We start from the raw sequence: 14,017 nt of genomic DNA, 5'->3' as shown, positions 1-14,017 counted from the left end.
GACGCCCATCATGGCGAAGCTCTCCACCGACGAGCTCCTTGAGGCCTTCAAGGAAATGACCCTCATCGAGCTCTCTGAGTTCGTGAAGCAGTTCGAGGACACCTTCAACGTCACCGCTGCTGCCCCCGTGGCCGTTGCCGCGGCCGGCGCCCCGGCCGGTGGCGACACCGCTGCCGCCGAGGAGCAGGACGAGTTCGACGTCGTCCTCGAGGCTGCTGGCGACAAGAAGATCCAGGTCATCAAGGAGGTCCGCGCGCTGACCTCCCTCGGCCTGAAGGAAGCCAAGGACCTCGTCGACGGCGCCCCCAAGCCCGTCCTCGAGAAGGTTGACAAGGCTGCGGCCGACAAGGCCAAGGAGGCCCTCGAGGCCGCCGGCGCCACCGTCACCCTCAAGTGATCTGAGCTCCCCTCGGGGAGCACCAGCACTGCTGCGAAGCGGGTCCGACCACCAGGTCGGGCCCGCTTCCGCATGTCCGCCCGGCAGGCCGCGTCACGCCCGGCCCTCTCTCGAGTCTCAAGGTCAGACGACACGGTCTTGGACAGGGGGTATGGCATGTACGGGATCAGACGCACGGTCGGGGTGGTCGCTGGAGTGGTGGCGCTTTCCACGGTAGGGGTGATGTCAGCACAGGCCTGGACCTGGGCCAGCTCGTCCAACCCCATCGTGATGAGTGGGGGAGGCGGATACGGCACGCTCGGGCTCTCGGGCACCAAGGTGACCCTCACCAGCACCCTGCGGGACACCAAAGTCGGTGACGGTCGCGTTTACGCGAAGGTGTGGGGCAACAACGCGCGCGGGACCGCATTCACCCTGTCCTCAGGACAGCGCAGTGACGGTGAGTCCAGCTACGCAAAGATGTTGGACAAGTCCATCAACGTGCCGTACGGCACGGTGGTCGGGAACTACTCCTACCAGGTGCGGACATGCCGGTCGGTGACGCTGAGCGATCCCTGCTCGGATGACTATCGTCGCTACCCCTAGCCGGTCCGTCATGCAGGTGCAGGACGTCACACACGCCTACGGGCGGGAGACCGCCCTCAGCGAGGTCTCGTTCACTCTGGGGCGTGGCGTGACGGCCCTGCTGGGGGTCAACGGCGCAGGCAAGTCCACGCTCCTGTCGTGCGCCGCGGGCATCCTCGAACCCACCTCCGGATCGGTCGCTGTCGGCGGGAGGGACCTCTATGCGCGGGCGACCCGACGCGAGGCCCTCCCGCTCGTGGCGCTGATGCCTCAAGGGGCGAGCTTCCCGGGTCGGCTGACGCCCCGGGAAGTGGTGTCGTACCTCGCGTGGCTCAAGGGCCTGCCCACGAGAGAGGCCCAGTCGCGTGCCGACGAATGCCTGGAGGCTGTGGGCCTCGCCGACGTCGCCGCTCGCCGACTGTCGACCCTCTCTGGAGGCATGGTTCGCCGGGTGGCCTTCGCCCAGGCCCTTGCATCAGAGCCGGAGGTCCTTCTCCTGGACGAGCCGACCACGGGTCTCGATCCGGCTCAGCGAAGGTCCATGGTCGAGCTGATCAGGGGGCTTGAATCGACGGTGCTCCTGAGCAGCCATGTCGTGGAAGACGTTGCCGACCTCGCAGGCGACGTCCTGGTGATCCACGCCGGTCGACTTCGCTTCTCCGGCACGGTCGCGGACCTCGCGGACCTCGCCCCGGCCGGGTCTCGGCGCAGCGCGATCGAGTCGGGCTTCTTCCGCGTCATCGAGGAGCCGGTCCCGGCGTGAACGGCATCGCACTGTGGATCCGTCGCGGTGCGGGGGCTCCGGTGGCCGTGGCCCTGGCGGGCTTCACCCTCACCACTGTCTTCAGCCAAGGCCACTGGCAGGTCGAGTGGGACTGGGGCACGAGACTGTCGGCCGCCAGCGTGATCATCGCCTGCCCGCTGGTTGCCGCCGCCGCGGCCCACGACACCGCGAGACGGTATCGACCGACCGTGGCCGAGCTGGCCAAGGCCTCGGCGCGGCGCGGGAGCCAGGCGCTGGCGCCCGCGCTCGCCGTGGCCCTCTGCGCTGGTGCCGCGTACGTGCTGACCTGGCTGGCTGTGGCCGTCGCTGTGCTCCGCCGCGGCGGAGTCGGTCCGACGGACTACTGGGTGTATGCCGAGGTGCTCCTCCCGATCCTTGTCTCGTCCTTGGTGGGGGCATGCGTCGGCCTCGTGGTCGACGGCTTCCTGGCCGCGCCGGCGGCCGTGCTGGCAGTGCTGGCCACCCTCGTCATCGCGGCACCGTTTGGCCGCGGCCCGTTCGAGGCGGTCACCACGTACGGGACGTTGACTGGCCTGCAGCGGACACCGTCCCGGGCCGCGCTGTCGCTCGCCGGACTGCTGGTCCTGGGCGGTGGTCTGGTTCTCGCCTCCAGCTGGCTGACCGCGGTGCGTCGACCGAGTAGCTTCCTGTGGGTTCTCCTCGCCCCTGTCGTCGCCGTGGCTGTGGTCCTGCCTGCCGCGTGGCCGTTGGACAGCCAGGTCTACGAGGTCTCCACGGAACAGGTGCGGTGCGTTGGCCGGCACCCTGCGGTGTGTGGACCCACATCTCGACTGCCGCTGCTCGAGCCCGTCCAGAGGTCTCTGGCCGACAGCTACCACACGCTGGACGGGACTCAGTTCGTCGCTCCCCAACGCTTCACCGTCGCTCGACTCGACCAGTACGCGAAGCTGGGATCCGCGGCCCCGCTGGACTTCGACCCCGCGAACCTGACGGCGCAGGGCTACTCTCCCCAGGCGACCTCACGCGCGCTGGCCCGGCCACACCAGTGTGCCGAGCTCTACTCCGCGAAGGAGGCTGGCCCCCTCCTCGATGCGCAGGACGTCGTCCAAGGCTGGTTGGTCGCAGTACTCGTCGGACAAACCCCACCCAAGCCGGTTCCCTCGGACGTCACCTCAGCCTTCGAGGCGATCCTGTCGTGCCACGTCATGCGCGGCGACCTCACGTGATCGGAACATTCGCGAAGGCGCACCGAGCGAAAGCTGCGGGGCTGGGAGTCGCGTGCACGGCCCTCGCAGCGGTGGCGGCGGGGAGTCATGTGGTGTCGGCGCTGAGGCAGCCCCTCCCACTGGTTTGGCCGTTGGCCGCGCTCCAAGTGGCGTTCGCGGTGGTGCCACTCGGAGGCGCGTTCGGGGCGCTCGCGGGCGGTGCGGTGCGCGCACGGCAGGTCCGTGCCTGGAGTCTGGGCCTGACCACGACATTGCTTGGTTTGACGGCCATGGTTGGCCACGCCTTCTACGCGAACGCCGCCTTCCTCACGTGGTTCGTGCTGTTGGCAGCGGGCGGGGTCGTCGCGCCCACAATCACAGTCAACCAGGGGCCGGCCGTGGTGCTGGGGCTTGGCCTGGTCTCCGTCGGCCTCGAGTTCATGACCGCTCTGGCTCCGATCAGCCGGACCGTCGGGAGACTCCCCCTCGCCGCCGCGCTAGCACTGTATGCCGCGTGTGCGATCGCTTTCGTCGTCCTGACCCCACGCCATCGCTGACTCCAAACCACCCAGTCGGGCCCGCTTTCGCATGCCAGAAAAAGCGCCCGTATGCCGCGTGTGCACCGGCTGCCGTGGCATACCGGGGCGTAACTTCGGCTTGCCCGCCTCGTTGAGCCCTGCGAACCGGGGCCCGCCATGTGTGGCGGGCGTGGACATTCACGACGAGGTGGAGCTGTGGGCGTTGAGATCAGGGTCGAAGGCCTGACCAAGCGATTTGGGTCGCAGGTGATCTGGAACGACGTCTCGCTGACCCTCCCCGCGGGGGAGATCTCCGTGATGCTCGGGCCGTCGGGTACCGGCAAGTCGGTCTTCCTCAAGACGCTGGTCGGCCTGCTGAAGCCGGAGGCGGGCGCGATCTGGATCCAGGACCGCGACCTGACCCAGATGCGCGAGCGCGAGCTCTACGAGGTGCGCAAACTGTTCGGGGTGCTGTTCCAGGACGGCGCGCTGTTCGGCTCGATGAACCTCTACGACAACGTGGCGTTCCCCCTGCGTGAGCACACCAAGAAGTCCGAGTCGGACATCCGCACCATCGTCCTCGAGAAGATGGACCTGGTCGGCCTGACCGGCGCTGAGTCCAAGCTGCCCGGCGAGATCTCGGGTGGCATGCGCAAGAGGGCCGGCCTGGCCCGCGCGCTGGTGCTCGACCCCGAGATCCTGCTGATCGACGAGCCGGACTCCGGTCTGGACCCGGTCCGCACGTCCTACATCAACCAGCTGTTCATCGACCTCAACGCGCAGATCGACGCGACCTTCCTGATCGTCACCCACGACATCAACTCGACGCGCACGGTGCCCGACAACATCGGGCTGCTGTACCACAAGCACCTCGCCATGTTCGGGCCGCGCGAGATGCTGCTGAGCTCGGAGGAGCCGGTGGTGCGCCAGTTCCTGAACGCCCAGACGATCGGCCCCATCGGCATGTCCGAGGAGAAGGACGCCGACGAGCTCGCGGCCGAGGCGAAGTCCGGCCAGGAGCTGCCGCCGCTGCCGCCCATCCCGCTCCAGCTCGGCACCAGCGACGGCACCCCCCGCCGCGGCGAGCGTCCGGCGGGGGACTGGTGCCGCGCGAACGGCATCACGCCGCCCCCCGGGTCGTTCCAGTCGCACAACGCCGGCGTTCCCGGTGTCCGCCACACCGAGCCCACTCAGTCTGCTGAGGCGGCGATCTAGATGGGCAATCCAGCTATTGGTGCACTGCGCCAGAGCGGATCGCTCTTCGCGCTCGTCCTCGACGTCGGACGGTCCCTGCCGAAGCGGCCGTTCCAGACCAAGGAGTTCATCCAGCAGTGCTGGTTCATCGCCTCGGTGACGATCGTCCCGACGGCCCTGGTCTCCATCCCCTTCGGTGCGGTCATCGCCCTCCAGCTCGGCACCCTGACCCGCCAGCTCGGCGCCCAGTCCTTCACCGGGGCGGCCTCGGTGCTCGCCGTCATCCGTGAGGCCTCACCCATCGTCACGGCCCTGCTGATCGCCGGTGCCGGCGGGTCGGCGATCTGCGCAGACCTCGGCTCGCGCAAGATCCGCGAGGAGATCGACGCGATGGAGGTCCTCGGGATCAGCCCCATCCAGCGCCTCGTCGTGCCCCGGGTGCTGGCTGCCATGGTCGTCGCGCTGCTGCTCAACGGGCTGGTGTCGGTCGTCGGCGTCGCGGGTGGCTACTTCTTCAACGTCATCATCCAGGGCGGCACCCCCGGCGCCTACATCGCCTCGTTCACCGCGCTCGCCCAGCTGGCGGACCTGTGGACCAGCGAGATCAAGGCCCTCATCTTCGGCTTCATCGCCGCGGTCGTGGCCTCGTACAAGGGCCTCACCGCGGGCGGCGGCCCCAAGGGCGTCGGCGACGCAGTGAACCAGAGCGTGGTCATCACCTTCATGTTCCTGTTCGTCGTGAACTTCGTCGCCAGCGCCGTGTACTTCCAAGTCGTCCCCCAGAAGATCTGAAGGAGGTGCAGTCCCAGTGAGCAAAGTCCTGGACCTCGCGGGTCGGCCTGTCGAGGCGCTCGACAGCCTCGGTGAGCAGATGCGGTTCTACGTCCGCTCGCTCGCCTGGAGCCCGCGCACCCTGCGCCGCTACAAGAAGGAGATCCTGCGGCTGCTGGCGGAGGTCTCGCTCGGTTCGGGTGCCCTCGCCGTCATCGCAGGCACCGTGGGGGTCATCGCCTTCCTCGCCTTCTTCACCGGCAGCCAGGTCGGTCTCCAGGGCTACTCCTCGCTCAACCAGCTCGGGACCGGTGCCCTCACCGGCTTCGTCTCCGCCTACCTCAACACCCGCGAGATCGCCCCGCTGGTCGCGGGGCTGGCGCTCGCGGCGACGGTCGGGTGTGGTTTCACCGCCCAGCTCGGTGCGATGCGCATCTCCGAGGAGGTCGACGCACTCGAGGTCATGGGAATCCCCTCGCTGCCGTTCCTCGTGACGACCCGGATGATCGCCGGCTTCGTGGCGGTCGTCCCGCTCTACGTCCTGGGCCTGCTCTCGTCCTACGGCGCGACCCGCTTCATCGTCGTGCACTACTTCGGGCAGTCGGCCGGCACGTACGACCACTACTTCCACCTGTTCCTGCCGCCGATCGACGTCCTCTTCTCGTTCCTCAAGGTGATGGTGTTCGCGGTCGTGATCATCCTCATCCACTGCTACTACGGCTACAACGCGTCCGGAGGTCCGGCAGGCGTGGGCGTGGCCGTCGGCAAGGCCGTGCGGACCTCCATCGTCGCCATCAACATCGTGGACTTCTTCTTCTCCCTGGCGGTGTGGGGCGCCACGACGACCGTACGGATCGCGGGTTAGCGCATGGCTGACTCATCGAGCGGTTTCATGTCACGCCTGGGCAACCGTGCCTACGGGGTCGGCTTCATCGTCATCGTGGGCCTGCTCATCGGTCTGTCGGTGGCGTCGTTCCAGAAGCGGTTCACCCCCGTGGTGATGGTCAACCTGATGACCGACCGGATCGGGTCCCAGCTGCAGACGGCGTCCGACGTCAAGATCCGTGGGTTGATCGTCGGTGAGGTGCGGTCGATCGAGACCACCGGCAACGGCGCGACGCTCAAGCTGGCCCTGAAGCCGGAGATGGTCGACCTGATCCCGGCCAACGTGTCGGCGCGCCTGCTCCCGAAGACGTTGTTCGGTGAGCGGTACGTCGACCTGGTGACGCCGACGACCGGTGCCGTGGGGCGGCACATCGCCAAGGGCGACACCATCGGTCAGGACCGCACCTCGGTGGCGATCGAGCTCGAGAAGGTCTTCGACGACCTGTTGCCGTTGCTGCGCACCGTGCAGCCGGAGAAGCTGGCGATGACGTTGAACGCGCTGGCGTCGGCGCTGGACGGGCGGGGAACCCGCCTCGGCCAGAACCTGGTCCTGGTCGACAGCTACTTCAAGGAGATCAACCCCAAGCTGCCCGTGATCAAGGCGGACATCAGCGGGCTGGCCGACCTTGCCTCCACGTATGCCGTGGCGGCGCCGGATCTCGTCCGCGCGGCGACGGCGTTGATCACCACGAGCACGACGATCGTGGCCAAGAAGGACGAGCTGGCCGGCTTCCTGGCGGGGACGGCGGGCTTCGCGAACACGACCGCGGACTTCCTGGACGCCAATGGCCAGCGGATCATCCAGGTGGGTCGGGTGCAGCGACCGACCGTCGAGGTGCTGGCGAAGTACTCACCGCAGTACCCCTGTGTCGCCACGGCGATGGTCAACTGGCTGCCGCGGATCGACCAGGCCTGGCGGGACAAGACCTTCCACATCACGGTCGAGGTCACCCAGCAGCGCCAGGGCTACAAGCCCGGCGAGGAACCCCGGTGGGGCGAGAGGCGTGCCCCGAGCTGCCAGGGCCTGCCGGGCCGCGTCGGCACCCAGGCGAACCCCTGGAAGGGCAACCACTTCAGTGACGGCATCAACCACTCGGGCTCGGGGGCGGCGGGCAGTGCGTTGCCGTCGATGTTCTCCGGGCTGTCGGGGCAGAGCATCGCTGAGGCCGACTCCGGTCTGGCCGGCACCGAGCAGGAACAGGCCGTCGTGGCCGCTCTCCTGTCGCGAGACGGTCGCCCCTCAGCCATCACGACGCTCCTCGCGGGCCCGATGCTGCGCGGAACGGTGGTGAACCAGCAGTGAGCACCCGATCCAGCCTGGTGAAGTTCCTGATCTTCGTGGCGGCGACGCTGTTCGCCACGGGCACCCTCGCGGCCACCATCTCCAACACCCAGTTCGGTGACAAGGCGACCTATCGCGGCATGTTCAACGACGTGACCGGCCTCGCTCCGGGCCAGGAGGTGCGGATCGCCGGCGTGCGCGTGGGTGAGGTGAAGTCCATCAAGGTCGCCAGCGACCGCGTGCACGCGGACGTCGAGTTCAACGTGCTGAAGACCAGCGTCCTCACGCAAGGGACCAAGGCGACCATCAAGTACCGCAACCTCATCGGTGAGCGCTACATCGCCCTCACCCAGGACGTCGGCAGTGCCACGCCCCTGAAGGACGGGGCCACGATCGGACTCGACCACACCCAGTCCGCGCTGGACCTCACGGTCTTGTTCAACGGCTTCAAGCCGTTGTTCGCTGCCCTGTCGCCCAAGGACGTCAACGAGCTGTCGGCCAACATCATCAGCGTCCTCCAGGGTGAGGGCGGCAACATCAACTCGCTGCTGTCCAAGACGGCCTCGCTGACCTCGACCCTCGCGGACCGCGACGAGGTCATCGGTCGGACCATCTCCAACCTCAATGCGGTGCTCGGCACCGTGGATGCCCACGACTCCGCCCTCAAGGCGCTGATCGACCAGCTCCAGCGCTTCATCTCCGGCCTGGCCGCCGACCGCACGACGATCGGTGCCTCGTTGACCAACATCAACTCCCTGACGGCGGAGACTGCCGACCTGCTGAAGGTCACCCGTCCCTCGATCAAGGCGGACATCAGCAACCTCCGTGCGCTCACCACGAACCTCAACAAGCCGTCGAACACCGCCGTTTTCGAGAAGTTCCTGGCGACCTCGCCGGGCAAGATCAACACGATCACGCGGACCGCGACCTACGGCTCCTGGTTCAACTTCTACATGTGCGACTTCAGCGGGACGATCGTCGTGCCGTCGCCGACCAAGGGTGCCCCGGCCATCAAGATCCCGGTCGACAAGCCGGCTGGGCTCTCCGCAGCGAGGTGCTCGTCATGAGTACCCCCTTCCGCGAGCGCAACCCCGTCCCGATCGGCGCTGCCGGGCTGGCGTCCATCGCGCTGGTGCTGTTCCTCGCGTTCAACGTCCAGAGCATCCCGTTCCTCGGGGGCGGCGACCACTACCGCGCTTCGTTCAGCGAGGCGGGCGGCCTGATCAAGGGCGACGACGTGCGGATCGCCGGGGTCAAGGTCGGCAAGGTGGAGAAGGTCGACCTCGCGGGCAACCACGTGGTCGTCGACTTCAAGGTCACCGAACCGGCAGCCTTCGGCACCCGGACCGGTGCCAGCATCCGGATGCGGACCTTGCTGGGTTCGAAGTTCCTCGCCCTGGAGCCCGCCGGTGGTGGCCAGCTCAAGGCGGACAGCGAGATCCCGCTGGAGCGGACCATCTCGTCCTACGACATCGTCAACGCGTTCAGCGACCTCGCGACCACGTCCGAGGAGATCGACACCGACCTGCTGGCGAAGTCGCTGACCACCCTGGCGACCGAGTTCAAGGACAGCCCGCCCGACGTCAAGGCGGCTCTGGACGGCCTCAGCAGGTTGTCCAACACCATCGCCGCGCGCGACGACGAGCTCAAGCGGTTGCTCGCCTCCGCCAACAGCGTCTCGGGCACCGTCGCCGAGCGCAACAAGGCCGTGGAGTCGATCATCAAGAACGCCGACCTCCTGATGGTCGAGCTCAATGCCCGTCGCGAGGCGATCCACACGCTGTTCACCAACACCTCTGCGATGGCCCAGCAGCTCACCGGGCTGGTCCGGGACAACCGCTCGGAGCTCAAGCCCGCCCTCGACCAGCTGACCAAGGTCCTCGCGGTGCTGCAGAAGCACGAGAAGGACCTCGGGGACACGATCGCCGCGATGGGCCCGTTCACGCGGCTCTTCGCCAACGTCCTCGGCAACGGCCGGTGGTTCGACACCTACATCCAGAACCTCACGACCCCCGTCTCCCCGGGAGGCAACTGATGAAGCGCCTGCCCGCCCTGCGACTGCCGTCGCTGCCCGCCACGCCCCGGCTCGGCCTGATCCCCAAGGTCGTCGCTGCGCTCGTCGTGGTAGCCCTCGTCGCCGGCGCGTACGCCTTCTGGCCGCGGCAGGACAGCATCCACGTGACCGGTGAGTTCAGCCGCGCGGTCGGCCTGTTCCCCGGGTCCGACGTGCGCATCCTCGGCGTCCAGGTCGGCAAGGTCACCGAGGTGACTCCGAAGGGCGACAAGGTCGAGGTCAAGTTCGAGTTCGACCGCAAGTACCGGGTGCCCGCGGACGCCAAGGCCGCGGTGGTGGCCCCCTCCTTGGTGAGCGACCGCTACGTGCAGCTGCTCCCGGCATACACCGCTGGTCCGGTGATGAAGGACAACGCCCAGATCGGCCTGGACCGCACGGCGGTTCCCGTCGAGCTGGACCGCATCTCCTCGAGCCTGGACGACCTCCTGGTGGCCCTCGGTCCCACGGGTGCCAACAAGGACGGCGCCTTCGCCGACGTGCTCGACACCGGCGCCAAGAACCTCGGCGGACAGGGCCAGAAGCTGCACGACACGAACCGCGACCTCAGCCTGGCGCTCGAGGCTCTGTCCGGTGGCCGCAACGACCTGTTCGGCACCGTGAAGAACCTCCAGACCTTCACGACCATGCTCGCCACCAACGACAGCCAGGTCCGCAGGCTCAACAGCGACCTCGCCAACGTCTCGCAGCAGCTCGACGGGGAGCGCGACGACCTCGCCGCCGCCCTGAAGAACCTCGCTGTCGCGCTGAGCGAGATCAGCTCGTTCGTCCACGACAACCGGGCGGGCCTGACCACCAACCTCAAGCAGCTGGCGTCGGTGACCGGCACGGTGGCCAAGCAGCGGGATGCCCTGGCCGAGACCCTCACGAACGCCCCGGTGGCGATCAGCAACCTGCAGAACGCCTACAACCCCGACACCGGCACGCTCGACACCCGGGCCAACGTGAACGAGAACCTCACCGTGCAGAACATGCTGTGCTCCCTCATCGTCCAGGGCGGTCAGCCGGCTTCGCTGTGCAAGACCGTCAGCGGGGCCCTCAAGCCGATCCAGTCGCTGCTCGACCAGCTCGCGGGACAAGGCGTGAAACTGCCGGTCAACCTCCTGTCCGCCGTGCCGCAGGCCCAGGCCGGAGCGTCGTCGGGATCGCCCGCGACCACCCCCGGCCAGGGCGGGGCCGTCGTGACGATGCGCGGTGCGGACCCGACCCTGGGCGGCCTGCTGGGAGGGACCCGATGAACGACCACCAGCCACAGACCACCAAGCCACAGACCACCAAGCCACGGACCACGGGTATGCCGCGTGGCCGGCGCGCCGTGTCCGGGCTCGTCGTGGGCGCGGTCCTCCTCGGCGTCACCGGCTGCCAGGGCGCCTTCGACCTGCCGCTGCCCGGCGGAGCAGCCAACCGCGGTGACATCTTCCGCGTGACGGCCGAGTTCGCCGACGTCCTCGACCTCGTCCCGCAGTCGTCGGTCAAGGTCGACCAGGTGACGGTGGGCTCGGTGGAGAAGATCGAGCTCAACGGCTGGACGGCTCGGGTGACGCTGCGCCTGCCCAAGAACGTCAAGCTGCCCGACAACGCCGTGGCGGAGCTCAAGCAGACCTCGCTGCTGGGGGAGAAGTACGTCCAGCTGTCCGCGCCGACCGGTGCGGCCCCCGAGGGCCGGCTCGGCGACGGCGACAACATCCCGCTCGCCCGCACCGGCCGCAACCCGGAGGTCGAGGAGGTGCTCAGCGCGATGTCGCTGCTGCTCAACGGTGGTGGCGTCGCCCAGCTCAAGGTCATCGAGACCGAGCTCAACAACGCCGCGCGGGGCAACCAGGCGCAGATCAAGGACGTCATCAAGCAGCTCGACACCTTCATCGGCGGCCTCGACAGCCAGAAGTCCGAGATCGTCCGCGCCATCGACAACATCGACGCGCTCGCCGCCAAGCTCGCAGCCCAGAAGGAGGACATCGGCAGGGCCCTCGAGGCGCTGCCCAAGGGCCTCGAGGTGCTCGCCGACCAGCGCCAGCAGCTCGTGCAGATGCTCCAGGCGCTCAGCAGGCTCGGGGCGGTCGGGACCCAGGTCATCCAGCAGAGCAAGGCCGACACCGCCGCCAACCTCCAGGCCCTCGCGCCGATCCTGGCCCAGCTCACCAAGGCCGGGGACAACCTGCCGAAGTCGCTGCAGCTGCTGCTGACCTACCCCTTCTCGGACGCGACGACCGGGGCCATGAAGGGCGACTACACCAACATGTCCGCCGACCTGGACCTCAACTTCGCGCACCTCGCCGGCAACCTGGGGATCCCGACGACTCCGCCCCCCGGCGGCCCGACGGGCGGGCCCACCGGGCTGCCCAGCCTGCCGCTGCCGACGCCCAGCATCCCGAGTGTGCCGATCACCCCGGGCGGCAGCTCGACCTCGGGCGCGTGCGTCCCGGGCGTGATCTGCGTCGGTGCCCGCGACCAGCAGTCCGGCTCGTCGGGCTCGGACGGTTCGTGGCGCTCGCTCTACGGAGGTGCCGCATGATCCGCCGCTCGGTGCAGGTCCAGCTGTTCGCGTTCCTGCTGATCACCCTCGTCACCGTCTCGGTCCTCTCGGCCCGCTACGTCGGGCTCTACGACCAGGTGGCCGGTGGTCAGTACCACGTCGCGGCCGACTTCGAGCAGTCCGGCGGCATCTTCGTCGGCTCCGAGGTCACCTACCGCGGCGTCACCGTCGGCCGGGTCGACAACCTGAAGCTGTCCAGGGACGGTGTGATCGTCGACGCGAAAATCCAACGGGGAGTAGTGATTCCGAAGGACACCAAGGTCGTCGTGGAGAACCGCTCCGCGGTCGGCGAGCAGTACCTCGACTTCCAGCCGCGCACCGACAAGGGCGCCTCGCTGAGGAACGGCGACACCATCCCGCGCAAGGACACGGTCTTCCCGCTGCGGGTCGACACGCTGCTGCTCGACCTCGACGGGACCGTCAACTCGGTCGACAAGCAGGACCTGCGCACCGTGGTCGACGAGCTCGGCAAGGGGTTCGCCGACGGGGGACAGGACCTCCAGCGACTGATCGACAGCGGTGACAAGCTGACGAGGTCGGCCACGGAGGCGCTGCCCGAGACGGTCAAGCTGATCGACGACGGCCGCATCGTGCTCGACACGCAGCGCGAGACCTCGGGCGACATCAAGGTCTTCGCCAAGAACTTCGCGGACCTGTCCGAGACCCTCAAGGCCTCTGACGGCGACCTGCGCCTGATCCTCGACCGCGGCGTCGTCGCGTCCAAGGAGCTCGAGTCCCTGATCAGGGACAACCAGGGCAACCTCGCCGCGCTGCTGGCCAACCTGATCACCGTCGGCCAGGTGACCACGGCACGGGTCGACGGGATCCAGCAGCTCCTCGTCACCTACCCCGATGTCGTGGCCGGCGGCTTCACGGTCGTCCCCGGCGACGGCACCGCCCACTTCGGACTGGCCATGGCGCACGACCCGCCGGTCTGCACGCAGGGCTACCAGGGCACGGTGCGGCGCACGCCCAACCAGACCAGCAACACCAAGGCGAACACCTCGGCACGCTGCACAGCCCCCCGCGGGTCGGCGGCCAGCGTTCGCGGCGCCCAGAACGCCCCGGGTCCGCACTCGAGCACGAACTCCACCGTCCCGTTCGCTTTCGGCAACCAGCCCGTATCCCCGGGCATGGCTGCCTCGTTGAGCCTGACAACACCACAGGTATCGGTGCCACTGCCTCCCTCGGGGGCCGAGAGCGGCGACGCCTCGTGGTTGTGGATCATGAAGGAGGCTGCTCGATGAGCACGATCACCACCCACGCCGGGAGGGCGGTGGAGGCGGACGAGGACGTGTCACCCCCCGACGCGCTCGCTGCCGACACAGATCACCAGACAGCCCGTGACCGGGCCAGGGCTCTACGCATCACCCCGACCATGGTGTGGGTCGTGGTCGCCATCGCGCTGATCGCGAGCCTCGCGCTCGGGGCCACCCGCGGACGCGACTGGTATGCCGCGCGGCAGACGTCGGCGGCCAACGCCGACGCCGTGGCAGCGGCCAAGCAGCTGGCCATCAACTTCGTCACGGTCGACTACACCAAGGTCGACGCGGACATGGCCCGGGTGAAGGCCGGCGCCACGGGGGACTTCCTCAAGAGCTACTCGACCTCGGCCGACCAGCTCAGCAAGGTCCTCGTCGCCAACAAGACGGTCTCCTCGGTGCAGCGCACCGAGGCCGCCCTGGTCTCCGGTGACAAGGACTCCGCCGTCGCGCTCGTGGGCGTGGTCGCCCCGACCAAGAACACCGCCGTTCCGAACGGCGAGACCAAGACCTACCGGATGCGGCTCGACCTGCGCCTGGTCGGCGACGAGTGGAAGGTGGAGAACCTTGAGTTCGTCGGTTGATACCAA

Annotated in this window: 15 protein-coding genes; all 15 read left to right on the top strand. The window is 68.3% G+C overall.

Going from position 1 to position 14,017, the window contains the following annotated elements:
- Nucleotides 1-10 precede the first annotated feature (10 nt).
- The 15 genes from rplL to AC1DWP_RS05860 all read left to right on the top strand — a co-directional run bounded on the left by rplL (nucleotide 11) and on the right by AC1DWP_RS05860 (nucleotide 14,011).
- A complete protein-coding gene (gene rplL / locus AC1DWP_RS05930) occupies nucleotides 11-397 on the top strand; it encodes a 50S ribosomal protein L7/L12 (protein WP_477613539.1) in 387 nt (128 codons plus the stop codon).
- A gap of 222 nt (nucleotides 398-619) precedes the next feature.
- The gene (locus AC1DWP_RS05925) at nucleotides 620-982 is read left to right on the top strand and encodes a hypothetical protein (RefSeq protein WP_477613538.1); all 363 of its coding nucleotides are present in this window, start codon (nucleotides 620-622) and stop codon (nucleotides 980-982) included.
- A 10-nt stretch (nucleotides 983-992) separates the two neighbouring features.
- Nucleotides 993-1,724 carry an ABC transporter ATP-binding protein gene (locus AC1DWP_RS05920; RefSeq protein WP_477613537.1) on the top strand — a complete coding sequence of 244 codons (732 nt, stop codon included), beginning with the start codon at nucleotides 993-995 and terminating at the stop codon, nucleotides 1,722-1,724.
- Entirely contained in the window at nucleotides 1,721-2,932 is a 1,212-nt protein-coding gene (locus AC1DWP_RS05915; RefSeq protein WP_477613536.1) for a hypothetical protein, read from the top strand. Before AC1DWP_RS05920 ends, AC1DWP_RS05915 begins: the two co-directional genes overlap by 4 nt.
- A gap of 146 nt (nucleotides 2,933-3,078) precedes the next feature.
- Complete coding sequence (locus AC1DWP_RS05910) at nucleotides 3,079-3,468, top strand: hypothetical protein (protein WP_477613535.1); 390 nt, start codon at nucleotides 3,079-3,081, stop codon at nucleotides 3,466-3,468.
- 177 nt (nucleotides 3,469-3,645) lie between these two features.
- Nucleotides 3,646-4,644, top strand: a complete 999-nt coding sequence (locus AC1DWP_RS05905; RefSeq protein WP_477613534.1) for an ABC transporter ATP-binding protein — start codon at nucleotides 3,646-3,648, stop codon at nucleotides 4,642-4,644.
- Complete coding sequence (locus AC1DWP_RS05900) at nucleotides 4,645-5,415, top strand: MlaE family ABC transporter permease (RefSeq protein ID WP_477613533.1); 771 nt, start codon at nucleotides 4,645-4,647, stop codon at nucleotides 5,413-5,415.
- Nucleotides 5,416-5,431: 16 nt separating this feature from the next.
- Complete coding sequence (locus AC1DWP_RS05895; protein WP_477613532.1) at nucleotides 5,432-6,259, top strand: MlaE family ABC transporter permease; 828 nt, start codon at nucleotides 5,432-5,434, stop codon at nucleotides 6,257-6,259.
- Between the two features lie 3 nt (nucleotides 6,260-6,262).
- On the top strand, nucleotides 6,263-7,582 hold the full coding sequence (locus AC1DWP_RS05890; RefSeq protein WP_477613531.1) for an MCE family protein: 1,320 nt from the start codon (nucleotides 6,263-6,265) through the stop codon (nucleotides 7,580-7,582).
- Nucleotides 7,579-8,628, top strand: coding sequence for an MCE family protein (locus AC1DWP_RS05885; RefSeq protein WP_477613530.1), 1,050 nt, complete (start codon nucleotides 7,579-7,581; stop codon nucleotides 8,626-8,628). The genes AC1DWP_RS05890 and AC1DWP_RS05885 overlap by 4 nt, the downstream gene beginning before the upstream one ends.
- Nucleotides 8,625-9,596 (top strand): MCE family protein, encoded by a 972-nt coding sequence (locus AC1DWP_RS05880; protein WP_477613529.1) that lies wholly within the window; start codon nucleotides 8,625-8,627, stop codon nucleotides 9,594-9,596. The genes AC1DWP_RS05885 and AC1DWP_RS05880 overlap by 4 nt, the downstream gene beginning before the upstream one ends.
- A complete protein-coding gene (locus AC1DWP_RS05875) occupies nucleotides 9,596-10,870 on the top strand; it encodes an MCE family protein (protein ID WP_477613528.1) in 1,275 nt (424 codons plus the stop codon). Before AC1DWP_RS05880 ends, AC1DWP_RS05875 begins: the two co-directional genes overlap by 1 nt.
- Complete coding sequence (locus AC1DWP_RS05870; RefSeq protein ID WP_477613527.1) at nucleotides 10,867-12,144, top strand: MCE family protein; 1,278 nt, start codon at nucleotides 10,867-10,869, stop codon at nucleotides 12,142-12,144. Before AC1DWP_RS05875 ends, AC1DWP_RS05870 begins: the two co-directional genes overlap by 4 nt.
- Nucleotides 12,141-13,412, top strand: a complete 1,272-nt coding sequence (locus AC1DWP_RS05865) for an MCE family protein (protein WP_477613526.1) — start codon at nucleotides 12,141-12,143, stop codon at nucleotides 13,410-13,412. Before AC1DWP_RS05870 ends, AC1DWP_RS05865 begins: the two co-directional genes overlap by 4 nt.
- Nucleotides 13,409-14,011 carry a hypothetical protein gene (locus tag AC1DWP_RS05860; protein ID WP_477613525.1) on the top strand — a complete coding sequence of 201 codons (603 nt, stop codon included), beginning with the start codon at nucleotides 13,409-13,411 and terminating at the stop codon, nucleotides 14,009-14,011. The genes AC1DWP_RS05865 and AC1DWP_RS05860 overlap by 4 nt, the downstream gene beginning before the upstream one ends.
- Nucleotides 14,012-14,017 lie beyond the last annotated feature (6 nt).

Source organism: Pedococcus sp. P2_F6, assembly GCF_056403675.1.
Note: the sequence above shows the minus strand (reverse complement) of the source record. Positions and strands in the feature narration are given on the sequence as shown.